Origin of the sequence: Paenibacillus soyae, assembly GCF_024623455.1 — a bacterium.
Classification (GTDB): domain Bacteria; phylum Bacillota; class Bacilli; order Paenibacillales; family Paenibacillaceae; genus Pristimantibacillus; species Pristimantibacillus soyae.
This window is the reverse complement of the sequence record NZ_JANIPJ010000013.1, coordinates 189950-215829: the sequence shown is the minus strand read 5'-3', so window position 1 is coordinate 215829 and position 25880 is coordinate 189950. Positions and strand designations below refer to the sequence as shown.

The 25880-nt window shown below is 53.0% G+C and carries 31 protein-coding genes and 1 pseudogene; 8 read left to right on the top strand and 24 right to left on the bottom strand.

Annotated features, from left to right (window positions below):
* Positions 1 to 374: 374 nt before the first annotated feature.
* Entirely contained in the window at positions 375 to 1541 is a 1167-nt protein-coding gene (locus NQZ67_RS18575; RefSeq protein WP_257448815.1) for an MFS transporter, read from the top strand.
* A 50-nt stretch (positions 1542 to 1591) separates the two neighbouring features.
* Here the strand turns inward: NQZ67_RS18575 and NQZ67_RS18570 are convergent, their stop codons facing one another.
* Together NQZ67_RS18570 and hisD are read right to left on the bottom strand one after the other, a co-directional pair.
* Positions 1592 to 2356 carry an SDR family oxidoreductase gene (locus tag NQZ67_RS18570; RefSeq protein WP_257448813.1) on the bottom strand — a complete coding sequence of 255 codons (765 nt, stop codon included), beginning with the start codon at positions 2354 to 2356 and terminating at the stop codon, positions 1592 to 1594.
* 89 nt (positions 2357 to 2445) lie between these two features.
* The gene (gene hisD, locus NQZ67_RS18565; RefSeq protein ID WP_257448811.1) at positions 2446 to 3765 is read right to left on the bottom strand and encodes a histidinol dehydrogenase; all 1320 of its coding nucleotides are present in this window, start codon (positions 3763 to 3765) and stop codon (positions 2446 to 2448) included.
* A 352-nt stretch (positions 3766 to 4117) separates the two neighbouring features.
* Between hisD and NQZ67_RS18560 the strand changes: the two genes are divergently transcribed.
* The gene (locus NQZ67_RS18560; RefSeq protein ID WP_257448809.1) at positions 4118 to 5230 is read left to right on the top strand and encodes an ATP-binding protein; all 1113 of its coding nucleotides are present in this window, start codon (positions 4118 to 4120) and stop codon (positions 5228 to 5230) included.
* Between the two features lie 71 nt (positions 5231 to 5301).
* On the opposite strand, the gene NQZ67_RS18555 is transcribed toward NQZ67_RS18560, so the two are convergent.
* From NQZ67_RS18555 to NQZ67_RS18525, 7 genes and pseudogenes are all read right to left on the bottom strand, one after another.
* The gene (locus NQZ67_RS18555; RefSeq protein ID WP_257448807.1) at positions 5302 to 5850 is read right to left on the bottom strand and encodes an HAD-IIIA family hydrolase; all 549 of its coding nucleotides are present in this window, start codon (positions 5848 to 5850) and stop codon (positions 5302 to 5304) included.
* Positions 5851 to 5892: 42 nt separating this feature from the next.
* The gene (locus tag NQZ67_RS18550) at positions 5893 to 6300 is read right to left on the bottom strand and encodes an NUDIX hydrolase (RefSeq protein ID WP_257448838.1); all 408 of its coding nucleotides are present in this window, start codon (positions 6298 to 6300) and stop codon (positions 5893 to 5895) included.
* A pseudogene (locus NQZ67_RS18545) lies at positions 6300 to 6623 on the bottom strand (MFS transporter); the annotation flags it as partial. The gene NQZ67_RS18550 and the pseudogene NQZ67_RS18545, both read right to left, overlap by 1 nt.
* Before the next feature lie 18 nt (positions 6624 to 6641).
* Positions 6642 to 7076 carry a DoxX family protein gene (locus NQZ67_RS18540; RefSeq protein ID WP_257448804.1) on the bottom strand — a complete coding sequence of 145 codons (435 nt, stop codon included), beginning with the start codon at positions 7074 to 7076 and terminating at the stop codon, positions 6642 to 6644.
* A gap of 60 nt (positions 7077 to 7136) precedes the next feature.
* The gene (locus NQZ67_RS18535; RefSeq protein ID WP_257448803.1) at positions 7137 to 8027 is read right to left on the bottom strand and encodes a Vgb family protein; all 891 of its coding nucleotides are present in this window, start codon (positions 8025 to 8027) and stop codon (positions 7137 to 7139) included.
* 34 nt (positions 8028 to 8061) lie between these two features.
* The gene (gene vat(I), locus NQZ67_RS18530) at positions 8062 to 8697 is read right to left on the bottom strand and encodes a streptogramin A O-acetyltransferase Vat(I) (RefSeq protein ID WP_257448801.1); all 636 of its coding nucleotides are present in this window, start codon (positions 8695 to 8697) and stop codon (positions 8062 to 8064) included.
* A 43-nt stretch (positions 8698 to 8740) separates the two neighbouring features.
* Complete coding sequence (locus tag NQZ67_RS18525) at positions 8741 to 9244, bottom strand: DUF6022 family protein (protein ID WP_257448799.1); 504 nt, start codon at positions 9242 to 9244, stop codon at positions 8741 to 8743.
* Positions 9245 to 9403: 159 nt separating this feature from the next.
* On the opposite strand from NQZ67_RS18525, the gene NQZ67_RS18520 reads away from it, so the two are divergent.
* The gene (locus NQZ67_RS18520) at positions 9404 to 10105 is read left to right on the top strand and encodes a MerR family DNA-binding transcriptional regulator (RefSeq protein WP_257448836.1); all 702 of its coding nucleotides are present in this window, start codon (positions 9404 to 9406) and stop codon (positions 10103 to 10105) included.
* Between the two features lie 67 nt (positions 10106 to 10172).
* On the opposite strand, the gene NQZ67_RS18515 is transcribed toward NQZ67_RS18520, so the two are convergent.
* Positions 10173 to 11402 (bottom strand): MFS transporter, encoded by a 1230-nt coding sequence (locus tag NQZ67_RS18515; RefSeq protein WP_257448797.1) that lies wholly within the window; start codon positions 11400 to 11402, stop codon positions 10173 to 10175.
* A 333-nt stretch (positions 11403 to 11735) separates the two neighbouring features.
* Between NQZ67_RS18515 and NQZ67_RS18510 the strand changes: the two genes are divergently transcribed.
* Positions 11736 to 12599, top strand: a complete 864-nt coding sequence (locus NQZ67_RS18510) for a helix-turn-helix transcriptional regulator (RefSeq protein ID WP_257448795.1) — start codon at positions 11736 to 11738, stop codon at positions 12597 to 12599.
* Between the two features lie 166 nt (positions 12600 to 12765).
* Here NQZ67_RS18510 and NQZ67_RS18505 read toward each other — a convergent pair whose 3' ends face one another.
* The 8 genes from NQZ67_RS18505 to NQZ67_RS18470 form a co-directional block, all read right to left on the bottom strand.
* Positions 12766 to 13833: a sensor histidine kinase gene (locus NQZ67_RS18505; RefSeq protein ID WP_257448793.1), complete on the bottom strand. Its 1068-nt coding sequence runs from the start codon at positions 13831 to 13833 to the stop codon at positions 12766 to 12768.
* Positions 13830 to 14525, bottom strand: coding sequence for a response regulator (locus NQZ67_RS18500; protein ID WP_306812941.1), 696 nt, complete (start codon positions 14523 to 14525; stop codon positions 13830 to 13832). Before NQZ67_RS18500 ends, NQZ67_RS18505 begins: the two co-directional genes overlap by 4 nt.
* A 56-nt stretch (positions 14526 to 14581) precedes the next feature.
* On the bottom strand, positions 14582 to 15355 hold the full coding sequence (locus NQZ67_RS18495) for an ABC transporter permease (RefSeq protein WP_257448791.1): 774 nt from the start codon (positions 15353 to 15355) through the stop codon (positions 14582 to 14584).
* Positions 15348 to 16142 (bottom strand): ABC transporter ATP-binding protein, encoded by a 795-nt coding sequence (locus NQZ67_RS18490; protein WP_257448789.1) that lies wholly within the window; start codon positions 16140 to 16142, stop codon positions 15348 to 15350. Before NQZ67_RS18490 ends, NQZ67_RS18495 begins: the two co-directional genes overlap by 8 nt.
* A gap of 312 nt (positions 16143 to 16454) precedes the next feature.
* Positions 16455 to 17240, bottom strand: coding sequence for a lipid II flippase Amj family protein (locus tag NQZ67_RS18485; RefSeq protein WP_371825324.1), 786 nt, complete (start codon positions 17238 to 17240; stop codon positions 16455 to 16457).
* A 102-nt stretch (positions 17241 to 17342) separates the two neighbouring features.
* Positions 17343 to 18110 (bottom strand): class I SAM-dependent methyltransferase, encoded by a 768-nt coding sequence (locus NQZ67_RS18480; RefSeq protein WP_257448787.1) that lies wholly within the window; start codon positions 18108 to 18110, stop codon positions 17343 to 17345.
* Positions 18111 to 18129: 19 nt separating this feature from the next.
* Positions 18130 to 18600 (bottom strand): DinB family protein, encoded by a 471-nt coding sequence (locus NQZ67_RS18475; protein WP_257448786.1) that lies wholly within the window; start codon positions 18598 to 18600, stop codon positions 18130 to 18132.
* Between the two features lie 34 nt (positions 18601 to 18634).
* Positions 18635 to 19102: an NUDIX hydrolase gene (locus tag NQZ67_RS18470; RefSeq protein ID WP_257448784.1), complete on the bottom strand. Its 468-nt coding sequence runs from the start codon at positions 19100 to 19102 to the stop codon at positions 18635 to 18637.
* Between the two features lie 242 nt (positions 19103 to 19344).
* On the opposite strand from NQZ67_RS18470, the gene NQZ67_RS18465 reads away from it, so the two are divergent.
* The 4 genes from NQZ67_RS18465 to NQZ67_RS18450 all read left to right on the top strand — a co-directional run bounded on the left by NQZ67_RS18465 (position 19345) and on the right by NQZ67_RS18450 (position 21980).
* Complete coding sequence (locus NQZ67_RS18465; protein WP_257448782.1) at positions 19345 to 19902, top strand: GNAT family N-acetyltransferase; 558 nt, start codon at positions 19345 to 19347, stop codon at positions 19900 to 19902.
* A gap of 34 nt (positions 19903 to 19936) precedes the next feature.
* Entirely contained in the window at positions 19937 to 20623 is a 687-nt protein-coding gene (locus NQZ67_RS18460; RefSeq protein ID WP_257448780.1) for an MBL fold metallo-hydrolase, read from the top strand.
* Positions 20624 to 20873: 250 nt separating this feature from the next.
* The gene (locus tag NQZ67_RS18455; protein WP_257448777.1) at positions 20874 to 21470 is read left to right on the top strand and encodes a TetR/AcrR family transcriptional regulator; all 597 of its coding nucleotides are present in this window, start codon (positions 20874 to 20876) and stop codon (positions 21468 to 21470) included.
* 42 nt (positions 21471 to 21512) lie between these two features.
* Positions 21513 to 21980, top strand: coding sequence for a DUF2269 family protein (locus NQZ67_RS18450; RefSeq protein ID WP_257448775.1), 468 nt, complete (start codon positions 21513 to 21515; stop codon positions 21978 to 21980).
* Here NQZ67_RS18450 and NQZ67_RS18445 read toward each other — a convergent pair.
* The 6 genes from NQZ67_RS18445 to NQZ67_RS18420 all read right to left on the bottom strand — a co-directional run bounded on the left by NQZ67_RS18445 (position 21975) and on the right by NQZ67_RS18420 (position 25806).
* Entirely contained in the window at positions 21975 to 22553 is a 579-nt protein-coding gene (locus tag NQZ67_RS18445) for a histidine phosphatase family protein (RefSeq protein WP_257448773.1), read from the bottom strand. The genes NQZ67_RS18450 and NQZ67_RS18445 overlap by 6 nt on opposite strands.
* 273 nt (positions 22554 to 22826) lie before the next feature.
* Positions 22827 to 23186, bottom strand: a complete 360-nt coding sequence (locus tag NQZ67_RS18440) for a hypothetical protein (protein ID WP_257448771.1) — start codon at positions 23184 to 23186, stop codon at positions 22827 to 22829.
* Positions 23174 to 23713 (bottom strand): P-loop nucleotide/nucleoside kinase family protein, encoded by a 540-nt coding sequence (locus NQZ67_RS18435; protein WP_257448769.1) that lies wholly within the window; start codon positions 23711 to 23713, stop codon positions 23174 to 23176. Before NQZ67_RS18435 ends, NQZ67_RS18440 begins: the two co-directional genes overlap by 13 nt.
* Positions 23714 to 23732: 19 nt before the next feature.
* On the bottom strand, positions 23733 to 24035 hold the full coding sequence (locus tag NQZ67_RS18430; protein WP_257448767.1) for a hypothetical protein: 303 nt from the start codon (positions 24033 to 24035) through the stop codon (positions 23733 to 23735).
* 222 nt (positions 24036 to 24257) lie between these two features.
* Entirely contained in the window at positions 24258 to 24776 is a 519-nt protein-coding gene (locus tag NQZ67_RS18425) for a hypothetical protein (RefSeq protein ID WP_257448765.1), read from the bottom strand.
* A gap of 175 nt (positions 24777 to 24951) precedes the next feature.
* Positions 24952 to 25806, bottom strand: a complete 855-nt coding sequence (locus NQZ67_RS18420) for a chemotaxis protein (RefSeq protein ID WP_257448764.1) — start codon at positions 25804 to 25806, stop codon at positions 24952 to 24954.
* Positions 25807 to 25880 lie beyond the last annotated feature (74 nt).

Genomic DNA, 25880 nt, shown 5'->3' with positions numbered 1-25880 from the left:
AGAAATCTAACAAAAAAAGGTGGCAGGTGGCCAGGCGGGGGAGGAGGCCTCCTCCCCCGCCTGGCACCTCATTGATCCATCCCAGATGGATATTCTACAAGCTTACACAAACTTCTTGACGCTACCCGTAATGCTGAAGTTAATGAAAAATAACAGTAGAATCGCCGTTATTCCAAAACAACCGCATCATGAAGGGACGAACGATGCTCGTTTGATCTCGCAGCAAGTTTCGGCACGCACCCCCACCTTACTCACTTTTTGTTAGTTAGTCAAACGAAACGGATTAGGGCAAAGCATTTTGCGTTCTTACTTTTTGAAAGTAGCCCCTTTATAATTCGGTTAAACACATCCGAATGGAAGGGATTGAACGTATCATGAAACGATTTACCGTCTACTTGTTAATGGTCGCCGTCTTCTTAACCGCCACCTCCGAGCTGGTCGTAGCCGGCATATTGAGCGTTCTGGCCGAGGAGCTGCACGTATCCGTCGCGCTTGCCGGGCAGCTGATTACCGCTTATTCGCTCGCCTTCGCGACCGGGACCCCTGTCATCATCTCCTTGACGTCAAGAATGGGTCGCAAAAAGCTGCTGCTATTCGCTATGGCCGCCTTCCTGGTCGGCAACCTCGTCTCCTTCGTTAGCGACGCCTTCGCCTTGCTCATCGCGGCGCGAGTCATTCTCGGCATAAGCTCGGGCGTCCTCATGGTCGCCGCCTTCAGCACCGCATCCAAGCTGGTCTCGCCGGAGCGCATCGGAAGCGCGGTCGGCACCATCATTCTCGGCTTCAGCCTTGCGATGATTCTAGGCGTCCCGATCGGCATTAAGCTGACGGACTGGTTCGGCTGGCAAACGATCTTCCTCCTCCTCGCCATCGCCGGCCTTATCATTATCCTTCTGATGGCGCTTCTGCTGCCGGAGTCCGAAGGCGACGCGCCCGCGCCGTTCTCCAGACAATTGTCGGTCCTGGCCAACCCGGTCATTCTGTTCGCTCTCATCTATGTGTTATTCCGTGAAATCGGCAACTCCGTCATGTTCACTTACGTTACCGCCTTTATGGAAGAAATCCTTCAGCGCAGCGCTTCGGATATCGCGTTCATCATGCTCGCCTTCGGCATTGCCGGCGCGGTCGGCTCCCGATTGGGAGGCAGCGCGGCGGACCGATTCGGCAGCGAGAAGGTCATGCTGATCAGCATCATCGGCCATATCGTCGCGCTCGCCCTTCTTCCGCTCGCCATCCAGTCGCTGCCGCTTGCCATCGGCTTGTTATCGCTGTGGGTTATCTCCATGTTCATGAGCGGACCCGCTTCCCAAACCTTTTTTCTCAAAAAGTCGCCCGAGTCGGCCAACCTCATCATCAGCTTGAACACATCCATTACGCAGGTCGGCCTCGCGGCTGGAGCCGGGCTCGGAGGCATGGCGGTCACGATGAACGCGACGGTGCTGTACAATCCGTGGGTCGCAAGCGCGGCGCTGCTGCTCGCGGCGGCTGCCGCCCTCGTCTCGGTGCGCAGAAGCACGCATAAGCTCGCGGCCGCCGCTTAATGGGATTCGCACGCCTGGCACCGGCAACAAACTGCAGACTCCGACGTCTCCTACAAATGCGAGCCGCCGCTCGCGTCGATCAGCTGGCCGGTCACCCACCCGCTGTCCGGCGAAACGAGGAAGGCTGCCACATCCGCCACATCCTCCGGCCGGCCCCATCGGCCGAAAATCGAGTAGCCTGCGCCGAATTGATAGGAAGCCGGGTCCTGAAGCATGCCGGCATTCATGTCCGTGGCGACGAAGCCCGGCTGAATCGCGTTAATCGTAATGCCGCGCGCCCCCAACTGGCTCGCAAGCGACAACGTCAGCGCGTTGACGGCTCCTTTGCTCATGCTGTACGCCGGAATCGACGGCAGCGAAATTCGGGTAACGGCTGAGGATAAGTTAATAATGCGGCCTTCGTCCTTGAGTCGCGGGAGGGCTTGTTGGATGACGAAGAACGACGCTTTCGCATTGACGGACATGACGCGATCGAAGTCCTCCTCCGTTGTCTCCTCGATTGAAGCGACGTGCCCTATTCCCGCGTTGTTCACGAGAATATCGAAGCGCGCGTCGCCCGTGCGCAGCTTCAGCTCCTCGTCCAGCGTCTCGAAGAGCGCTTGCGCGTCATACGCGGACACGAGCTCCCCGCCGATCGCGAACGCGCTCCCGCCGCCGAGCTCGATCTCCGCAACGACCTCCTTTGCGAGGTCTTTATTTTGCCCATAATGGACGACGACCAGCGCGCCCTCCCGCGCCAGCCGCAGCGCGATCCCGCGGCCAATGCCTCGGCTTGCCCCGGTCACCAGCGCCGTTTTCCCCTTTAGCTTACTCATCGTTAATCCTCTCCTCCCACGTCATAACAGGTTCCTTTTTCCTGTTCGAAACTGTTATATCATGGGAGGCGTTTCGAGATGTTGCGCTCTCATTGCTCCCGTAGCTTCTTATCGGCCGCGCGCACATGGCACGGCAGCTGCTCGTAAGTCCCCAGCTCCCGGATGATCGGATAGAGCTCCGCCAGCGCTTCCCGCTCCAACCGCCCGATCGTCGATTGCTTCACCATGTCCCGCGAGGTCACCCCCGAGAATGCCTTGGCAAAATGGTTCGTAGGCAGCACCGCCGTAATGCCGATGCCATAATTGGCCGCCGAGAATGGGGTATATTCGCCGATCAATAGTTCACCCGCGTGGCGGATCCGCGACAGCGCCAGCTCTTCCTTCATCTTCGCGCACTTGATGAGGAGATGCTCCGGCGCAAACGCGTTGATCCAGTCGCAAGAGGCATTCCAATCCGGCGCAATAATAATGGCTCCCTTACCGTCAGGTCCGAATACCTGCCGCAGCACCGTTCTTCTCGGCTCCTCCGTCTCCTCAATACAGTCCCGCAGCATCGCTTCCACCTTCTCGGCCAACGCGGAAGACGGGGTCACCAGAATGGCCGAGGAATCCGGGCCGTGCTCCGCTTCGTTCAGCAAATCATACGCGGTTAGACGCGAATCGGCCGTTTCGTCCGCAAGAATGATGCTTTCCGTCGGCCCGATGCCGAGAACGCTCTTCTTGCCATAGGTCATGGCCATGCTCAGGGCAGCCGCGATCCCTCCAGGCCCGGGGCCGAAGATGCCGTCCACCTCGGGAACGGTTGACGTTCCTTGGGCAAAGGCCGCAATAATGGACACGCCATTGCCGACGACGAACTGGTCGGCACCCGCAAGCGTGGCCGCGGCCACCGTCCCTGGATCGCCTAAGCCATTCGCAAGCGGCGGCATGCCGACGATGATCCGCTTCACGCCGGCCGTCTTGGCTGCCGTGACGAGCATGATCGCCGTCGAGACAAGCGGCCCCTTCCTGGCCGGGACCCATATGCCGACCGCGTCCAGCGGGCTTACCTTCTCGCCAATGATCGTGCCCGGCCGTATTTCCTTCTCCCATGACGCCGGGAGCATCTCCCGGTTCACCTCCGCCACATGGCGAATGGCGCGCTCCACAGCGTCGCGCATGGCGGGTTTTAGCGAAGCCACACATTCCTTCGCGTAAGCTTCCGACAGCGCCAGCTCCTTCAGCTCGACTTGATCATGCTGAAGAGTCCGGCGCTTGATCGCCTCGTCTCCATCCGCCCCGACCTCGTCGAAAATCGCCAGAACGCCGCTTAGAACGGTCCGATCAAACAGCGTTTTGTGCGACTTGTACCTCTCCGCGAGCTCGCGCGCCTGTTCGGGAATACGGTAAATCAGCTGTCGGTTTTGCATGTGTACAACCTCCTCGGATATTTGTCGAGCAAACAAAAAGAGCCATGCCGGGATAAAAAAATACCCGCATGACTCTCGTGAAGCAAGTCCGCAGGTATAACGCCAATAAGCGCTTGTACCTACGGACATATCAATCCGTCGTACAAACGCTTAACTATGATGATGGCTATATAATCTTGTGTTATTGGCTGGGAAACGGTTCATATCCTTTACCCCCTGAACGGCTTGGACTTATTATAGGGGGCGTTGGCGTTAATGTAAAGAGTTTCCTTTTCTACACCTTTACTGCAAGTAGCTTCTATGTTATTATTTAATTACGTAATTACGTTATTTAATAAAAAGAGGTGTTTCTATGACGCGCAACTTGGAACATGAGCTGGACGAACTGAAGGTACAATTGGCGGAGTTGAGAGAGATGGTGGCATCGCTGGCCGGCGATACCAACGCCCGCGCCAAGCAAGGAAACCGGATAGTCGAGGCCGCAGGTGAGAGGCCGACCAGTCAGGGCGACTCGGGCGCCTTGTTTTTCTCCGGGCATTTGCAAGGCATGGACCGGCATTACAGATGGGAGCCTCAGGAGAGGTCGATCCCGCAATTGCTGAACCTGGACAGCGATAAAGTAGCCAAGATCTTATCCGCCCTCGGTCATAAACAGCGTATTGATATGCTGAAAACGATTCTGCAGGAGCCTATGGCGGGCACCGATCTGGTCTCGCGCCTGAACATGGGAACGACGGGCCAGCTGTACCATCATATCAAGGCGCTGCAAGGCGCCGATCTGCTAAGCCAAGAGGAGCGCGGGGGCAGCTATGCGCTGCCGGCTCATCGAACCTTGCCGTTCCTGCTCCTGTTAGCCGCGGCCTCCGAGCTGCTGGACACGAGCGATTTTCTAGAGCTGACGGAGGTTCGGAACGAGGCCGGCCATTACCTGGGGAGCGCCTCAGAATCCTATGATCCCCATCTGCTGCTTGCTTCCGTACTCGAGAATGCAATCGCAGAGCACAAAGCCGGCTTTTGCTCCAGCGTAATCGTCAGCTGCCACCAAGATGGCAGCGTCACGGTTGCCGACAATGGCAGAGGAATTCCGGTTCAGGCCATTGCCGGGTCCGATAAGCCTCGCGTCCAAGCCATTCTGACCGAGATGAGCCTAGGCGCCAGCGCATCCATTACGGCGCCGAGCGGCGATAAGGGAATTAGCATTCCGGTCGTCAATGCTTTGTCTCAGCAGCTCTCCGTCGAGGTGCGCCGGGATGGCAAGAGATTCCGTCAGGACTACAGGCATGGCATTCCTCAGACACCGCTCCAAACCGTCGGCATCACGAACGAAACGGGAACGAGCCTCACCTTCCTTCCCGATAAAGACATCTTCCGCGCGGCGCTTGATCCAAGCCGAATCGCCGAGCTCCTCGCGGGCATTTCGGAGCAATATCCACAGCTTTCGGCACAGCTTCTCAAGGATTCCTAACACGAAATAACCCTCGTATTCTTAAGGATACGAGGGTTGCTTTAATGACGCTGCTATGTACGGTCATATCGTCAAGGGGAAGCCGAAGCATCGAGCTTAACAAGCCATTGTGCCGCATCCAGCAAATCTTTGGCCACATAATCCGGCACCGCTTGATCATACCATTTGTCGCGATACGTCTCGAGAGAGGGCTTTCCCCAGCCGATCTCTACCAGTATTCGCTTGGCTCCTACCGCGGCCGCCGCCAGCATATCCGTCGAACCGACGTCGCCGATAACGACGCAGCGGCTTAAATCCAGCCCATGCTCTTCCGCGGCCCGGAGGAGCATGCCCGGACGGGGCTTATGGCACTCGCAGCCCTCCTCCGGCTCATGAGGACAAATATAAGCGGCGTCGAAGCCATAGCCTTCGAACTGCCGCGCGAACTCCTCCTCCGCCGCCCGGCCTTTCGCAATGTTATGCTGATTGGTTAACGCAATTAGCTTGATCCCATGGTCCTTGATCATTCGCAGCGCCTCCGAAGACCAAGGAAACAGCTCGAAATCGCGGGGATGTATGAACCGGCCGGTTCCCCCTATCGTACCGTCACGATCAATGAAAGCCGCTTGTATAGCTGGCATCGGCACTCCTCCATTGGCTAAAATTTTCCCGACCTATGTGATCTATCTGCAGACGCCTCTCGCTCCGCTTCGCCAATCCGCGAATACGTCCTCGTGCTGCTCCACGAACAGCGGCGGCATTCTGTCCGGCGGGAAGTACGCGAGCTCCAGCGTCTCGTTCCCGTCCCCCTGCAGCTCTCCCCCTACAACCTTGCATTCGAAGAAGAAGGACACCGTCTGCGCTTTATCGCCGTTCGGGTATTCGTCGAAATACTTCGTGTAGGCACCAATCAGGTCTTTCGTCTCCACGATCAGCCCCGTCTCCTCGAGCACCTCGCGAATGGCGGCTTCCGCAGCCGATTCCCCAAGCTCCATGGCCCCACCGGGCAAGCCCCATGCCTCCCGGTCCGCTCTCTTCTGCAGCAACACTTCCTTGTTTTCGTTGCAAATGACGGCCCCCGCAAAGTTCAGACCTGCGTGACGAACAGGATGACGAGCAGATCCGTCGCTTCGATGCCGAGATCGGCTCCATAGGCGGTGGACATCGTGATGATCGTCCCGACGCCGTCGATGTAGAAGAAATAAGCGAGTAAGAACAGGAATATAGCGCGGTGGTGTTTGATTTGTTTCAAAGTCTCGATGAGGCGTTTGAAGCTGTTCGCGACGATGCGAGGCTCGCGGTTCCTATAATGCTTCTGGCGCACGTTGCGCAGCATGGGCAGGGTGAAGACGCCCCACCAGAGGGCTGTCAGGAAAAACGCGATCTGGCTCGCCGCCGTAACGGAGATCGGCAAAAGGCTAAGAACAAAAACTTAACCCGCCAATAGGATTGCCCCAACAAAGATAACCTGCAGTGCGGTTCGGTGTAGTAATTTAGGTACGGGCCGCCCCCCGATCGTTAATCCTTCCCTAGCCGCTATCACATTAGCAGGGAACATGAATGCCAGAAGTAGAGCCAAGCCAATAGAAGCGGCTTTGGAGAGGGAGGGTATTAGGATGCAAACAGCCCCGGCAACTTCCAGACATCCAGTGACGGTTACGATGAAATCTGGTCTGGAAAATACCGGAGGAACCATACGGATCAAGTCAGGGCGTCTTGTTCCCCAATGTGCAGAAGCGGTAAGCAGCAGCATGACAGCTACCGCTCCCTGGAGCGAAGTTTGCCAGCCTTCGAAATAAGTCAAGCCGAGCTGGCCGAGACCCTTGAACAGCAAAAAAGATGCGACTAACGTATAAAAAGGCAACATTGGAATCCCTCCTTAACGGTTTCGTTCCAACACGGACAGCATTAGGCAGCTATTGAACGGCTATGGTGAGATGACGAGACGTCCAATTTGATTGCACTCATCCGCGAACCAAATATCGCCGCTTTCGCCAATCGCTATACCGTGGGGCTCTGCATGAGCGGTGGGGATCGGATATTCTGTAATCGTTCCTTGAACCGTAATTTGTCCGATCTTGTTCCCCTTCCACTCCGTGAACCAAAGGCTCCCATCATTGCCGGTAACGATAGCATGCGGCCTTGCGTTCGGTGTCGGTATTATAAATTCCTTAAATTCGCCGGAGGTTGTCATTCTACCGATTCTATTTCCCATAATTTGCACAAACCATAATGCCCCGTCAGGCCCACTCGCGATGCCAACAGGTCCTGCGTTCGGAGTTGGAATCGGAAACTCCGTTATTTCGCCTTCGGCGCTTATTCTGCCGATCGCGTTCCCCATGTTCTCCGTGAACCATAATGCTCCGTCAGGGCCAAGTACAATATGGGAAGGAAATGAATCCCGGCCAGGCAGCCCAAACTCGATCATCTCCCCCGACGCGGTTATCTTTCCGATTCTTCCGCCGTTCGTCTCTGTAAACCAAATCGCGCCTTCCCCATCTTCCGTTATGCCGTAAGGGGCTGAATTGGCGACAGGAAGCTCGTATTCCGTAAAGCAGCCGTCCGCCGACATTCTCCCGATCTTATTGGCATGATACTCTGTAAACCATAAGTCGCCGGTCCTGCTCGAGATGATCGACATCACTCCAGCCTTCTCTGTCGGTAACGAGAAAGAATGGATCTCGCCTACGTCATTAATTCGACCGATCCGATTGCCCCGGTGTTCCGTAAACCACATGGCGCCGTCTTTCCCCCTCGTTACTCCGTATGGCCCCGAATCATGCGTTTTGACGACATATTCATATACCATAACCCTCATGCAACATGCCTCCTTAACAAATGAAATGAAACCATTAAGAACGTTGTTTCATTCTTCTAAGAGTAACCATATCTCCGCTTACGATTGCGCCGATATACGGGCTGATGAGATCGATATCGAAATCCCACCATCTAATCTCCAATAACTCTTGAATGACTTCTTTCGGGTAACGTTGTTTGATCTCCCTGGCGGGATTTCCACCGACAACGGTATAAGGATCAACGTCCTTTACGACCACGGCCTCTGCGCTGATAATCGCACCGTCGCCGATCCGCACCCCCGGCATTATCGTGGCGCGTCTGCCGATCCAGACATCATTGCCGACAACCGTATCCCCTTTGATCGGCAACTGATCTAGGGAGGGGGTATGTCTCTCCCAACCGTTTCCGAAGATGTTAAAGGGATAAGTTGAGCCATCCATTCTATGGTTGCCGCCGTCCATCATGAATCTGACTTCCGGAGCAATGGAACAAAATTTGCCGATCACTAACTTTGTCCCGATCACTTCATAATGATATAACACTTGATCTTCAAACGATTCCCCGTTCAACGCGTCGTAATAAGTATAATCTCCAACTATGATATTTGATTTCGTGATCGTGTTTCGAATAAATTGCACATTTACGTTCCCAGGAATTGGATACTTCGAATTAGGGTTTGGACCTAGCATACGGGATCTTCCTTTCGTGAATTGGTTTCGTTGCATGTGTTTTCTAACTGTTCAGCCCATGCTCTTTAATTCTCCTGATTCCTTGAATAATCTCTTCCTTCGAAACTCCCCGAAGCGATAAAATTACGGGCGCCGAAGGAATGTCAAATTTCAGATGGGAGTGGGGAATCTCCGTCAGCAGCGTACCTAACGCATGACCTCGCTTGTCACGTACTACGTTCCAAAATACTCTGGATCGGTTATCCTCCGTTCCCCACTTTTCAATGGAATTTCGGAAAATCAAATGTTTGGCAATGACGAAATCGGTCTCCTCGAGTTCATTCTTTAAGTTAAACCCTGCATTTTCCAATTGCTCAAATATGGGCGGCATAAGCTGTTCCAAATACAGACCGTAGGCCGCATCTTCAATTTCCCAAAATGCTGCCGTCAAGTCCTTATGCATGAAATCGTATAAGGACTTCCACTCACACTCGATATAACGGTTGGCGGCATTACTCATTTCTTCAATCGTCATGTCCTTGCTGAAAATCGGAAACGGTTTACTCATAAACTTACTCCTCCTTATCAATACTCTATTTCGATTGTATAACATATAAGCCAATTGGAAGGTTTCAGGTAAACAAAGAAGGAAATTCGTGTTCTATCCAGAAAAAGCTTATAAGATACTTTAATTTTGGTCGTCTTAGGGGAGGGTCTTGAATTGACGATGCGTCCTACAAGAATGGCAAAAACAGTCATGATTAGTCCCAGCACCTTGCGAAATTACGAAGCGAAAGGCCTGATCCCTCCAGCGGAAAGATCGGCGAACGGTTATCGAATGTATACGGACCTGCATGCAGCTTACCTGGAATGTATTCAAGCCATGGCGCCGTCTTTCGGGATGGCGGTGACAACCGAAGTCCTTCATGATCTGCGGCATGACAAGCCTTACGACGCACTGTGGACCGTTAGGAAAATGGAAGTGGCATTATATGAGGAGAAAGTGAAATTAGAGCAAATAGTCGAGGATATTCGGCAACTCACGAACGAGAATAATTCGCCTAGTACCATGCAGCGTTTCGCCATCCACGAAGTTTCCGAGATGACGAAGATACCTAAATCGACGATCCGCTACTGGGAGCAAGCCGGATATGTTAAGGCGGACAGAGACCCTGAAAACCGTTATCGTTATTACAGCAGAGCTCATCTTGTAAAAATCAGGTTGATCCATGTGCTGCAAAACTCCGTTTATTCCGAGGACACCGTAAAAATTAAGCAATCATTCGCCGCTACCGAAGATACGGATCTACAAGGCATCATGAATCTGACGGAACATATTCGGTCTTACCTAGAGGAGTGTATCCAAACCCAAATGTGCGGGATCTCCTCTTTGTGGAAGTTAATTCAATTGTTAAAAACCCCGAATTAACTTCCACTCCGTGAGCTTCGCCCGCTCCCTTTACTGTCACAGACAATTATTGAAGTAAATTCAGTTGCTATTCCTCACTGATGTTTGCGCCTTGATGTTCTTTCTTCTTTGTTCCTGGCATCCAGCTAACTTTTGGTCCGGCCAGGCTGATGATGTAAACCGCCAAAAGCGCTATCAGCGTTACGGCCGAGCATAGAAACACAAAACCGTAACCGGACACTTGCGCAATAACGCCAAATGAGATGGAACCGAGCGCAATTCCGCTATCCATGCCGACTAGAAACGTGCTGTTCGCCGCTCCCCGCCGGTCCGGCGCAGCACGTTGAATCGTCAATGCCAGGATTGACGGTTGCACTGCTCCGAAGGATAAGCCATACAAGCAAGCCGCAATGATAAACATTGTTCCGCCGGAAGACAGCGACAAGACGATCAACGCAACAATGCCGATCGTTAAGCCGGGGAGAAGCACGGCAGCATGCCCTCTTGAATCAAACATTTTTCCAGCTGCGGGGCGCACCAGCATCGCCGCCGCATTGGAAAGTAAAAAAAAGATGCCGCCGTTCTCAATTCCGAGCTCCACACCGAACAAGCTTGCGAAAGAAAGGATACCCCCGTAACTAATCGTATAGAGCAGGATTAGCAGGGCCGGGAATAGCGACGTCCGCTCGAAGAGGACGTTAAGCGCACGATACTGCTCACTCGCTGAAAGCGACGTTCCCGACGCGGGCTTGCTTATACCGCCCGGCAGGAACAGGAACAAAGACAGGAGTGCAAGGAAGCACGCTGTTCCAAATAACACCGGCGCCCCATACTCATCGATCAACCACCCGCCGATGAACGGTGCGACAGCCATCCCCCCCATCCCGAATAGCATGAACGTACCAATCCCGGTTCCCTGGCGGTTAACAGGGACGAGATCGGACACAATCGTTGAGTAGGCAGCCGTCATCATCCCCCAACCGATGCCCAGCATCAGACTGACGCCCGCCATCCACCCCGTAGAGGCCGATACCGTGTACGCAGCGGCGGCCAACGCTAGAGCGGTCGAACCGGCAAACACGATCCGATTTCGGCGGAAGCGGTCGAGCGCATATCCGGTGAAAGGCCGGATGAGCACGGCTGCGATGGTGATAAGGCCAGTGATCCATCCGACGGCGGATTCGCTGCCGCCGTTGTCTATCATATAAACCGGCAATATCGGCAACAGCATTTGGAAGGCACAAAAGAGAAAAAGATTGCATACACAGATACGAAGATAGGCCCCAGACCAGTAGCTCTGTTTATGATAATTCTGCATACGACGGCACCGTCCGTTCACATTTAATGAAAAATACGAATGCGCTCTTCAAGAGGTTGAAACTGCTTGTATTCCGGAGAAGCCTGAAGACCGGGAATTGATCCGCCATGCTCATAAAAAAGTCCCTCCGTTTCTTTTACCTGCCTATATTCAGTATAATATTGGCAGCGGCGCATGAATGTCGATTGCCTGATCGCAATCGGTGTTTGGTTACAGCATCATCTTACCTTCTTTCGGAAGCGATAAGAAGAACTTCGTTTCTATCCATATACATGATACAAGTATTAGTAATTCTATAAGTAGGAGTATCAGCTTGGTGAGGAGTGGATGACCATGAACGACGATCAACGACGTATAGAACTCAGCCGGTTTCTGCGGACACGTCGGCAGAAGTTGACTCCGCAGAACGCTGGGCTGCAGCACGTCGAATATACCCGGCGGAGAACAAAAGGGCTGCGGCGGGAGGAAGTAGCGGCGCTAGCCGGCATTTCGTTGCCCTGGTATACTTCGCTCGAACAAGGCCGGGACATCAACGTCTCCGCTCAGGTGCTTGACAGTCTGGCGCGCGCGCTGAACCTGAGTTCCGATGAACGGGAGCATCTGTTTTTTCTCGCCTCCCCTCCGCGGCAAACGCCGAAGCCAAGTGTTAATTGTCCGGTTGTATCTTCATCGCTTCAGTTTTTACTGGATCAGATGCCGCAAGTTCCCGCCTATATCTCGGATGAGAAGATGCACGTATTGGCTTGGAATCGTCTTGCATCCGCAGTGTTCGGCTCGTTCGAGTCCACGGATTGGCGCGATCGCAACATGATCTGGCGCATGTTCATGCTGCCTTCGTACCGAACGCTTTTCATTGAATGGGAAAGTCTGGCAGGCTCGCTGCTGGGACATTTCCGCTCGCTCTACACGCGGCATATCGAAGACCCTTGGTACACGAGTTTCATTGCAGCACTAATGGAAGGCAGTCCCGAGTTCAAGGCTTGGTGGGACAGCTACGAAGTGCAGTGCACGAGCCAGCATCCGCGGGTCCTCTCACATCCCCTGGCTGGACTGCTCAATTTGGAAACACAACTGTTGCGTATAGAGGACAGTCACGACCAGTTTTTAAACGTCTTCATTCCCGATTCAAAAGACGGCTCGGTGCATCGCCTTGCCAAGCTCGCGGAGGAGATCAGGATCTTACCAAACATCACGTGAGAACAGGGATTAGCTGCCGCCTGCTTCACTTCAATCGGCCGGTATCTCGATGTGATGCATGAACCGCATGAATACGTTCCGAAAATGAAAACATCCACCCCCGATTGCCGGGGATGGATGTTTTTATACGATTGGGCTTTTCGCCGAGCTCTGCAGCCTCAGTGTCTCATTCCGTTCCGCGAACCGGCAGCGTCACATAAAACGCCGCTCCCTCCCCTGGTCGGCTCCGCAAGCCGATCTGTCCGCCGTGAGCCTCTACGATTTGCTTGCAAATGGCAAGCCCCAATCCGGCCCCCCCGAACGCACGCGAGCGCGATTTTTCCCCGCGGTAAAACCGATCGAATACAAATGGAATGTCGGCCTCGGGGACTCCCTTCCCATTGTCGCTGATCACTATGCGAATCCAGTTCCCTTCGTCTCGCGCTGTAATGGTCAGCATGGCGGGATGGCCGGCATACTTTTGGGCATTCTCGATGAAGTTCGCCAACACTTGCGCAAGGCGGTCGCGATCGACGCGAATGGTCTTCGCGGGGAAAGGCCGTTCGACGGTCAGCGTGATAGCGCCCTCTAGCAGTTCTGTCTCGAGTGGCGCGATGATCGCTTCGAGGCATTCCCGGCTGTCCGATTCCCGCATATCCATTGCAAGTTGTCCGGATTCTAATTGCGAGAATTGAAACAAATCTTCGATTAAGCGGTTAAGCTGGTCGGTTTTGTTGCGAATAACGGCAAGATACCGCGTGAATTTCTGCTCGTCTCTGGCTTTGCCGTCCTGCAAGCCCTCGACATAGCCTCGAATTGATGTAATCGGCGTTCGAAGGTCGTGCGATATATTCGCAATCAACTCATTGCGGGACTGCTCGTAGGCAGCTTGCCGCTCCAGTGATTCCTTTAATCGGATTCGCATAACGTCGAACGCCGAGCAGAAACGGCCCATCTCGTCATTCGAGCGTTTCCGGATGGGCACATCCAGATTGCCGTTCATAATTTGTTCCGCCGCGGCATTCAATTCCTTCAGTGGCAGCAGGATGCTCTTTGTCACGATTCTCGTTAACAGGTAGGCGCACAGAATGAATGCCGCCGCCAGGAAACCGATCACGAACAAGAAGTTTACGCCGGGAGCTCTCCCAAGAACCGCATGCCCCGCTTGAACGCCGGTTATGTTCAGCAAAATAGCGGGAACAAGGATGATCCCGCTTAGCGAAGCGACAAGCTTAGAGCGAATACCGAGCCTCATCGCGTACCACCGGCCAGCTTATAGCCGACTCCCCACACCGTTCTGATGATCATCGGATTCGCCGGATCGGCTTCGATCTTCTCCCGGATTTTCTTAATATGAACGGTTACGGTATTTAAATCCCCGCGCTCGTTGTACCCCCATACTTGCTGAAAAATTTGTTCGCGAGTCAGCACTTGATTCGGATGAAGAGCGAGACAGCGAAGCACCTCGAACTCCTTAGCCGAGAACGGGATCGGTTGATTCCGAACCGTCACTTCATAAGCATGGAGATGCAGCTCCAGATCTTGATGCCGAATGATTGCCGGCGTTTCCGGAGGAGACGAAAGCTGATGGACCCTCCTGAGCTGCGCTTTTACTCTTGCGATCATCTCGCCGGGACTAAAAGGCTTCACGACATAATCGTCCGCGCCGATCCCCAGCCCGATTATTTTATCGACATCGCTTTTCTTGGCGCTAAGCATAATGATCGGTATCGACGATTCCGCCCGGATCATGCGGCACACTTCCATGCCGTCAAGCTTGGGCAGCATGATATCCAAGATCACCAACTGCGGCCGGCATTCCCTGAATAGCGTTAAGGCTTCCCGTCCGTCAATGGCAAGAATGACCTCATAATGTTCTTCTTCCAGGTAGTCTTGCAGCAATTCCGCGATTTCCGGTTCATCTTCTACGATCATGATTTTATTCAACTACACAGCTCCCCCTCGCCTGCGTCGTCATAACTTCCATTCGTATCATCATAACACTAGGAGGTGAAGTTTTTCTTCTTCATGATCATTGCGCTGACGGAATAGCATGCCGCGACATAACCGGTTAGTACCGTAACGCTCTGGAACAAAGTATCTGTATTGGCCTGATAGACTTGTTCGTGAAAAAAATAGACGAGCTTCGCAAGCGAATAAGACTCAAGCGACCCGACTTCGCTCAAATATTGCGAAGCGGTCAGGATGGCTATCGATAACCCGATCGTTGCACTCACGTTCGTTGAGGATAGGGCAATGAAGACGACGAACATTCCGCAAGCCATATACGGCAGCAGCATGGAGACAGCCAGGCGAATCGTCAGCCAAATACCCTCCGTCTCCGAATACAGCTTCCCGGCATAGTGCGTCTGTTCCCCCCACCCGAATGCAAGCGTGCCGATCGCATATTCCGCAGCGATCGAGAAGCCAAGGAGTACCGTAATGAACACGAACATCGATACGATCTTGGCGTTTAGCCATTCGATCCGCAGCACCGGACGCAATAACGCGATTTTCACGGTGCCGGATTTCACTTCGCTCGTGATGAGGTCGGCCGCGAAGACAGGAATGAACACAATCATGAATTGACCCATGCTGTTAAGGAGCGCTAGCGGAAGCGACTGGCCGTTTGCCATTGTAATGACCGACTTCCACTCGCCGCCTGCGCTATAGATACGGACGGTAAGCCAGGCGTGGACGGCTAAGATCGCCATGAACAGATATACCATCTTGAATCGAAACGTCTTGTAAAGCTCGTTCCGGATCAGCCTAATCATTGCCCGCGCCTCCTTCCGTCATGTCGAAGTAAAATTGCTCGAGCGTCGTTGCCTTGCTGCGGATGGCATGCATCGGTTCCGAGGCTGCGATGGCTATAGGTTCCTCTCTCGAAGCGCGCAGCTGTCTGACGTCGCACTCCGCGATCAGCTTTCCGTTCCGGATAATGCCTGCCATCGTGCAGATTTGTTCGATATCACGTAGAAGGTGGCTTGAGATCAGGAATGAGATGCCATGCTCCGACGCAAGCTGTACGATCAGTTCCTTAATCTCCTTCATGCCCTGCGGATCCAGCCCGTTGGTCGGCTCGTCCAAAATAATGAGCTTCGGCCGATTCAGAAGCGCGCAGGCAATGCCAAGCCGTTGCTTCATGCCAAGCGAATAGGATCCAACCTTATCTCTTGTCCGCTCGGACAATCCGGCGATAGTCAGCACTTCCTCCACCCGATGACGCGTAACTCCCGGCAACAGGTTCGCCGTCAACTTGAGATTGTCATAGGCGGTAAGCTGTGCATAAAATGCCGGCGTCTCGACGATAGCTCCGACGAGCGAAATCGCGGCCTTGAACTGCGATTTCAAATCGTATCCGCATATACGGACCTCACCTGCATCCGGATGGACGAGGCCTGTAATCATGCGGATCGTCGTCGTCTTACCCGAACCGTTCTTGCCGAGGAATCCGTAAATCTCCCCTTCCTCGATTCGAAGATTCAGACGATCCACGACAGTTCTTGAACCAAGTTTTTTCGTCAATTCCCTTACTTCCAGTATGAATCGTTTGTTCTCCAACAGCCTTCCCTCCCCATTTGCGATTACCATGTCAATCAGAATAACCGCGGAAAATGAAAAGCCGTCTGTATAAAAATTAAAAAAGGATATGCAAACGATAAAAATCCGATTAACTATCGCGTTGTTGCAGGTACCGGCACTTACCGTTGGACCCGCGGGTCGGCATGACGCCGATATAGGCACCCATTATATCCGTGTTCGTCAATAACTGACGCTCGAGCGTTAAAAAAACCAGTCGGCTTATTCATTGTTTTTTCAACGATTGTCGGCAGCATAGCTCTCCCCATCCTTCCATTCTTGATCTTATGCCTCTCAAAGCGTCTCCACAAACCACTTAATCACATGCGCGGCGGGCACCAGCAACAGCTGGGCGAGCACGGTTCCGAGCAGCCGGGACACCATGAGCAGGCCGAACACTTTGTTCAGCACGCGGACGTCCTTCTCCCCCCGCAGCACCTTGTCCGTCAACAGCCCGATTTGGGGGTCGATTAACACGGTTAACAAAATCGTCGCCACGCCGTTAATAAGGCCGGACGCCTGCGAGGCCGCCGTCGAATGCCCCAGCGATAACGCCGACGCCAGAAGCGCGGCCAGGACGCCGATCGTGTAGATCGCGGTGACAACGCAGTTCAGAATGACAAGCCGCTTCGGAATGCCTCCGATTCGCAGCTTCGACAGCATCTCCAGTCTTGGAAAACGCAGGTGGGTCCGGGCATTCTTTAGCTTGCGAATGGACACCGAGTCGCGCACCATCTGCGGAAGCGAACCGGCAAGCTCCAAGTGCGCAATAATTCGGCTGAACAGAAACACGGCGGACGGCAATAACAAGATGGCGGTCAACGTCCCCATCGTCGACGCGCCGATAATGACCCGGAGTTGCTCCACGAGCGGATACCCGGAATGCTCTCTGGCATAGTCGATGATATTGCCCAGGAACAGAGCCTGTATCATGTTCGACGTCCGCGACACCAGCAGGATAATGCCTGACAGCGACAGCGCGACCGCCAGCTTCCCGAGCCTCACGCCTGCAAGACGGATGGCATACGTCAACGTCTCCGAGAGATGGATGACGAACGTCAACCACGCGATCAACAACACTTGCTGCGCCAGACCAATCCCTCCCCCTCATGAAAAAAAAGACCGCCGGCACAAGCTGCCGGCCGTCTCTAAAGCTGTTTATTTTTCTTCTGAAGCCATTGTTCAAGGAAACAACGGGGCCAGTCCCGCGTCCACCCAATCCGCGACCAGCGTATAGAACTCCGGCAGCCGGGGATTCGACTTGCACGGCAGCTCCTCGAACGTCCGGACGTACAGCCCTGCCTCGGCGACCGCGCCGATGATATCGCCGACCATCCAGCCTCGCACCCGTACCTTGTTCAACTCACCGCGCTCCTCCTCCGGAAGCAGCTTCGCGAAGGCGACTTCGCCTTCTTTCACACCCGCGTCGAAGTAATCGCCTTCCGGCTGCGACGCCCGGAAGAAAGGATGGAAGTCCGTCAGCAGCAGCCTGCCTCCCGCCTTCAAGCGGCGCCGCACAACGGCGAACACGTCGCGCAGATCGGCGAAGTAATGCAGCACGCCGAACTCCATCAGCACGAAGTCGAACTCGCCGAGCTCTTCCTCGTTCGGGATGCTCAGCACATCGGAGCAGATATACCGAATGTCGACGCCGGCAGCCTCGGCCGTCTGCAGAGCGTATCTCCGGTTCTCCTCTGAGATATCGACGACCGTCACATTCGCGCCTAGAAGCGCAAGCGATATCGCCTTGCGTCCGTGCGAGCCGAGCATATTCAGCACCCTTCGGCCGGTCGGATTCCCGGTATATTTGAGCCAGTAACGGAGGTGATGCGCGCCTGTTTCCTTCAACTGAACGGCCAGCTCCTCCGGATGACCGTAATAACTAACCCAAGCGTCGTATGCTTTCGTTTCCCATGCTGCCTTGTTTGCCCGCGACAATGGTTCCTGCAAGTCCGCTCCCTCCGTTCTATTAGCTTAGAAACGTATCGATCTGCTTCCGATGATGAGCATCATGCGGCACGAAATCCTCCAGGTACCTGCGAATCGTAAACGGGTGGCCGTCTCCGTCCGTGTGCACCTTCGAATACTCCTCTTCCGACAATCCGGATATCGCATCAATGATGGCGGCGCGAATTTGTATCAGATCCTCCGTCACCTCGCGCTTAGAGCGCGAAGAGGCGTAGACAGGTGCCCCTGCATTAAATTCGTCAAAGTCCAAATGCTTGAGGGTGAGGGGCTCGCCCTTCTTAATCTTCGCTATGCCCTCTTCGTAGAAATAACGGTCCCACAGCAGAATATGACTCAGAATGTGTTTGACCGTCCATTTTCCTTCGGCGATCGGCTCGTTCCATCGCTGCTCATCCAGCTCCTCGTTCAATCGTCGAGCGTAGGAAATCAGCGCTTCGAATTCCTCGATCAGCTGCGTAATCGTTTTGCTCATGCAGACCATGCTCCTTTACCCTAATTTGGCGAAATTACCGCGCTTCCAGCAAAGCCGCGATATGCCTGGCGTTCTCTCTAACCTTCCTCTGGATGAAAGGATCCGTCTTCTCGGGCAGCTCGCCCGGCTTGAAGAAGCGCGCATCTATTACTTCTACGCCATCCGGCCGTACCGTTCCTTCATAATCCGTGCAGGTATAGCCGATGACGACATTATAATATTCGTGTCCGTTCCTAAGCTTCGTGTGCAGCTCCTTGCCGGAGAACACCCCGTACAAATTCAGCTTGCGGATGCGAATGCCAAGCTCCTCTTCGACCTCGCGAATAGCGCATTCCTCCACCGACTCGCCGAGCTCCATCAGCCCCCCTGGCACGCCCCATGTCCCGTTGTTATGCTGCACCAGCAGGATTTCGCCTTGCGGATTCAGGATCAAAATGCTCGGTCTGACTAATATAATCGGCGAGTTGCCGATCATCTCGCGAATAGATTCGATATAACCCATATTGGCCTCCTAGTTGATTCATCCCATGTCATGCGAACTACTATCGACTAAACGGCTGCTACAGGGGCTTGGTTGCACCCTTTAAACCCAATTCGTGGAATATTTTTTTGTGCATTTGTACCTTAGCGCCTTATGACGCTATTATATAGGTGTAAAATCGTTCCAAAAACTGAAAGTTGCGATCAGCGTTTTTCATGTTTTGCATGAGGTTACCTAATCTGCTGAAGAAAGGGCGTTTCGTCATGCGCGACCATCCGATATATATTCGACCCATCGAAGAAGGCGACGCCCCGGCCTTGCTTGACTTGAAGCAGCGCAATCGCTCCTCCTTCCAGCCCTTCGAGCCGATTCGGGACGAGGCGCATTTCACGCTCGAAGGGCAGCAGAAAGAGATTGCCGGCTGTCTATCCGCCATGCGGCAGGATCAGTCCTATATCTATGCCATCTGTCTGGCAGCCGGGCATAAGCTGATCGGACGTATTGCATTAACCGGGATCTCGCGCGGTCCTTTCCAGAATGCCTACATGGGCTATTATATCGACCAGGCTTATCAAGGCCGGGGCTATGCAACGGCTGCGGCTGCTCTCTGCGCGAGACATGCGTTCTCGGAGCTTGGCTTGCATCGCGTGCAGGCGGCAGTCATGCCTTCAAACCCCGCGTCCGTTCGCGTGCTGGAGAAAGCGGGATTCCGGCGCGAAGGACTGGCCGAACGTTATTTGCGAATGAACGGCGTTTGGGAGGATCATGCACTCTACGCTATGACAAGCGAGGAACGGGTACTCGGAATGGACGGGCTATGATACACTTTGGAGAAATACGGCGAGGAGGATGAAGATGGCAGGAAACGGTGATGGCATTCAAGCTTTTCGATTGGACATGGACGCGAACGGGAATCCGTTCGTCGTGCATGCGGCCCTCTTATGGGACGAGCAAGAAGCGATCCTGGTCGATACAGGCATACCGGGGCAGCTCGACCTGATTCGCAAGAGATTGGCGGAGGAATCAATTCCTTTGGAACGACTGACGAAGATCATCATCACTCACCAAGACCGGGACCATATCGGCAGCCTGCCCGAGCTGCTCGGCGTATTGGGAGACCGCGTACAGGTGCTGGCTCACGAAACCGCGATTCCGTACATAACGGGTGAGGTTCCGCTGATCAAAAGCAAGGCGTTAGCCCCTTCGCTGCCCGTACCCGTTACTCCGCTGCAGGATGGAGACGTCCTTCCGTATGCAGGCGGGATCCGGGTCATCCATACGCCGGGCCATACGCCGGATCACATCTCGTTGTATCACGAGCCCAGCAAGACGCTGATCACGGGCGACGCGCTGACGTCGGGCGACGGCGTGCTGCAGTCGTTCGACCCGAAATTCACGGCGGACGCTTCGATGGCGATACAATCGGTCCGGAAGCTCCTCGAGCTCGATATCGAGCGCGTCATCGCTTACCACGGCGGCGTGTGCGTCGATCGAATCGCCGAACGGCTGCGGGAAATCGTAGACGCGGGCTCGGAGGGCTAACGCCTCCTTTCCGTCTGCCCCCGCGCATATTCGAAAAAAGAAGAAGCAATCGTCGGCCCGCTAGCCGTCCGATTGCTTCTTGCGGTTTATCGCCGCAGGCCGGGAGGTCCGGTTAAGATGATGCATTCCAATAGGAATGTGATGTCATTCCTCAAGCGAAAAAGTTAAAAATGTATACTTGAGCTATTTACAAACCGATGGTCGGTTTTTTTAATTGAGTTAAATACAGATCTGCCGCGGAGGAACAAACATGAAACAAGAAGAGCGCAGAGAGCATACGATTCGCCTGCTGCTGGAGACGACGGAGGGGCTTGTACGGGAAAAAGGCTGTCACGCCATCACCATGAAGGACATTATGGAGAGGTCCGGCTTGTCCAAAGGCGCGATCTTCCATTACGTGAAGAGCAAAGACGAGCTGTACGTGTGGCTGCTGCAAAAGCGGCTGGAGGAAACGAATCGACAGTTTCATCTGGAGGTGGCGAGCGGTCCGCCGACATTCGAAGGCCCCATGGGCAAAATCGAGGAAAGCATCCAATCCTTTGGCAATCCGCAGGACGTGACGAACAAGGTGCTTATGTACCTGCTGGGCAAGGAGGATGAGCCGATCATCGCGGAGGCTTTGCGGCAGTATGACGAACGATCGGTGTCTCTTTCCCGACAATGGATCGAGGTCGGCCAGCAGCATGGAGTTATTCCGCCATCGGTCGACGCGGCCAAAACGGCCGAGCTGTTCGTCATGCTGACCTTCGGTCTGCGGGTGCGCAGCAGTATCCCTCAAGGGGGAGGCGCAGTTTTCGGCGCGGAGGAACTGTCGTCGTTCATGGCGCGGATGCTGCAAAGTCGCTGAGAGGCTGCTTCTCCAAACAACAATTTAGAGAGGATGTTAAAAATGAACGGGTGGTTATGGCTTCATTTGTTAGGGGTTTTGCTTGCCGTAGGCAATATCGTAACGGCCGCTTTCTGGAAAGTGCAGGCGGATAGGTCCGGCCAGCCCGCCGTCGCCCATGCCGCGGCCAGGAACGTGATGCTCGCCGATTACGCGTTCACGATCCCCGGTCTTATCCTGATCGTCGTCTCGGGCAGCATGATGGCCGAGCGTGCGGGCATGTCGCTGACGGGACTTAACTGGCTGACGCTGTCGCTCGTGCTGTTCGCGATCAGCGGCATCATCTGGGGCATCTTTCTTATCCCGCTTCAGCGGCGGATGATCCGGCTAAGCGCGGAGTGCGTAGCCGAGGGTCGACTCTCGCAGGCTTACCGCGCCGCCTCGCGCTCCTGGGCGATCTACGGTACGATCGCAACGCTTCTGCCAATCGTTATTTTGTATCTGATGGTGATGCAGCCACATTTGCTATAGATGCTTCGTGCAATTGTATAATTCGCAAGTCCACTCGTTGTTAGAGTGCGAAAGGATGGTTAAAGCGGTATTTTCAATAGATGTCTTCTTGAACTGATGCGGCAAAAGATGTTGTAAAGATAAACCGATCAACGCCCCGTGGCTCACCATTAAAATGTTTTGATTCGCATGCTCGACAGTCAGTTTTTCCAGAAAACGTAGTCCGCGAACGGCGACGCTTTTGAAATCTTCCATGCCAAGATTTTGTTCGCGCCAATGCTCTCCCCAACGTGTGATGCGTTCTGTCTCGGTAGTCCCTTCGATGAGTCCGCAATCCATCTCTCTTATTCGTTCATCCGTGATTACGGCGGCTTCCAGCCTCAATGTCTCTCCTATTATTTCGGCTGTTTGCCGGGCCCTTGTCAGATTGCTGCAGTAAATGATGTCCCACTGCTCTTCCATCAGCCGTTTAGCCAGTGCAGCGGCTTGCTTCATTCCTTCCTCATTAAGAGGTATATCCGAAATGCCCTGCGCCTTACCCAGATTGTTCCACTCGGTTACGCCGTGCCTAATTAGCCCTACTTTGGTCGCCACATTTCTCCTCCTTCTAACAACTAAAGACCGCCGATCTTGCCGTGCCCACTAGCTTAACGGAAATGAGAGGCGCTATTTTGCGAAAAAACGGGGTTTTTGGAGGGCTAGCGGAACTGTGCGCCTTTATTCCATCGATTTTGTATAGAATCACGTTTAAAACGGGCAAATAACGTCGCTCAGTTCCATTAACATCGCAAGAACACTCGTTTTATTCGAAATAAGGCTCCTCATTTCCGTTAGGTCATCCGCCGTATAGACGCCAAGGTTCCTGCACTACAACTTGTAGTATCTCTTAATCGCTTCCATTCTCTCAGCCGGAGTTCTGTTATCCTGGATATGGGAGAGCTTATACTCCTGAAAAACGATCTTTTGCTCATCGGTCAGCTCTTCATACTTCTGCCCATTCCATGTCAACGTCCCGTTAAAAAATCCATGAATCGCCGTGTATCGTTCATAGCTCTCTATATTATCAATGGTATAATCGTCATTCCATACGAGACCGCCGACATGGAGTCCCTTCCATATTTCTTCAATCAGCAGGTGTTGGCTCTCGATATTCCCTGTCGGAGCATTCAAATTCGGAGATATTTGAATGGGCAGCTCTAACAGCTCCCTTATCGTTATGTATCCCATACCCACGTAATCTCCCCTTCATCCTTTGGCTCTTCGAATCCATTGAGGAACGTTGCTAACATCTCTTCGGTTATCGTAAAAGCGGCGTTCGCATCAAAACGTTGGCTGCGAATCTTGAGGCGCTTTCGCAACTCATCGGGATGCACTTTCAAGTAAATAAGCCGCCATTTCCCTCCGGCGTCTTCAATAAGCCGTTTATATTTGTCCCTCTCTGCCCGGCTCCAGAAGCTGGAGTCGACCACAACCTGCTTTTTATCTTTAATCAATTCTATAAGCTTTTCAAGTAATCTTTTATGAGCTTCATCCAGGTACTCCCGATACTTTTCAACCGGATAATCGATTCCGTATCGACCATAAGCAGACCATACTTCCTCATCAATGGAAAGACGTTCATAACCGTCCTTTTCCAGCTCTTGAGAGAAGGTGGTTTTTCCCGAACCCGCTATTCCGCACATTAATACGACCAGGGCAAAACCACGATCGCGCTCTCGGTCCATTACATCCTTCATACTCCTCTTCTCCGCCATTATCTATCCTCCAATCCGTTTAGTGGACAGTCCCCAAAAAAGATACAAAAAGCGTTTTTCTCTGGTGGTATTCAGGAGAATCGGAGGGAATCAAGCCGCACGCATACTCTATTTGAACATTTCGGCCAAACAAAACCTTTTCTGTGTACTGAACGCCGCAATCTTTGCAGTCGAGGCCGCAACCGTCCTGCACGTTCCTGTTCTCTTTTTCGAATGCAGCCGTTACTTTATCCCCTGCGAAGCTAACGGTGACCCAAGGAGAAATGGCAACAACAAAAACTATAACAATGAGCGCTATCACGCTGGCTACTATGTTTTTCACAATATCCCCTCCTACTTTGAGGATGACAACTCATTTTTTCCGCTTCAACCGCGAAAGCTCAATTTGTTGTGCCGCGCTTGTACCCACAACAAGGAACAATGCGATTACATAACCCACTTAACGATCAGAAGGCTCTCGCTATCTAAGCTATAAGGCGGGCCTGAAAGAAATACATAGGTAACCGTACTGCAAGTTATAGCACTTATATCTAGGCATACTTCATCAACTTTTCGAAAACGGTTTTGAACCTCCAGGATTCTCCATCATGAATTTTGCATTAACCTTATAATTTTCAAGGATATCGTATATCTCTTTCGATCTATTTGATTTAATGGTAACCAGTACCTTTTGGTAGGTGTTTAACATTACAAAAATTTCATGGGCATTATCAGCTGGCTCGAATTCAGTTATCGACACTCCATCTACTACTTTTGTATTTGCGGTAAACACTCCTCTATTTTCATCATCCAAATAAAGGTCCTCTACAGCATCAGGATAAATGGCATCCAATATGTCATTACTCAATGTTAATGGGTTATTCTTAATTTTTGGAGGTAATGCTAATGCACAACCATATATAAAAGACAAACCTACACAATAAACTAAAAACGTAGTTAGAAGACTGACTAACTCAATTCCGTAAAAAAGATAGCTTAAAATCGCTTCAATAGCAGTGGCTACAAAGGCCATTTTTATAAATAATAAGGAAAGCGAATTTATATCGATCTTTACCTTCTTCATTGTATCCCACCCGCCCATACAACCTTACTGATATACTTCGCAAATAAATTTTCCATCTTCCTAACTCCCCCTGATGTCAGTTATCTAATTTTATATCGTTTATTAGGAAGAAAATCATAATACGTAATGATAAAGCAGCTGTTAATCCCTTTGCCATTCGCGCGCCAAGGGTCGGTCACTGCGGGTTTAAGCTGCGGTACATCCGGGCCAGCGAATGACAGATTCGCTTTTGAATCGCCGACGATCGGAAGTATCCGCCATGCGAGCCGAGAGGCGTCCAGGCCATCAAACCGGGGTTGCGGACCTCGACATCCTCGGTGACGGCGTTGTTATAAGACTCGCTTAACCGTTTGAGCGGAAACGCGATGATATCGTCTTTGTCGTAGAAGTTGACCCACTCTCCGACGCGCTGTTGCCGGTATTTCGGGGCGGGTACGTCTACAGGCTTACCGAAATCGTCGAACCGGAGCGTCCATAACGCAATCGGGCTCCCCATCGTGAACAAATGAGAGAGCGTTTCTCCCTTCTCGAGCGGAGTGTTACCGCGCGCGATGATGGCCTGAATGCGGGGAGGGAGCTTCCGTTTCTGAAGATCATACAGATAGTTGCATGCAATGACCGATCCGAGACTATGGCCGATTAAGCATAACGGGGCGGTTGCTCCGGCGCGTCTTGCCAGACATTGGAGCTTTCTCGCCATGCGCTCGTGAATATCCGTATATATGAATTCTTGGGGACGCGGGTTATCCACGCGTGGAATAGGCTGGTAGGCAATCGCATCTCCGGCGAAGCTGACCATGAAACCGCGGGCGTCGAACCAATTGTCCCAACGGAGCTTATAGGGAGCCAGCTTACCTAGCAGCTTCTCTTCGATTCGCTCCGTAATATCCCCCCAATAGATTCCTTCCGTCACCAGCTCGATCTCGGGGCAAATCAAGGACAACCGCCTGGCCAGCGCCGCAGCCAGCTCTTCATGAAAGTCCGGCTTCTGTCTGCCGATTCCGTGGATAATTCCAACCGCAATCTTCATCGCGCTCCCCCCTCGACAGCATGCAATACGGTTTCCTTATAGCCTATGCCGGGATCGGGCGAACTCTTCTATTC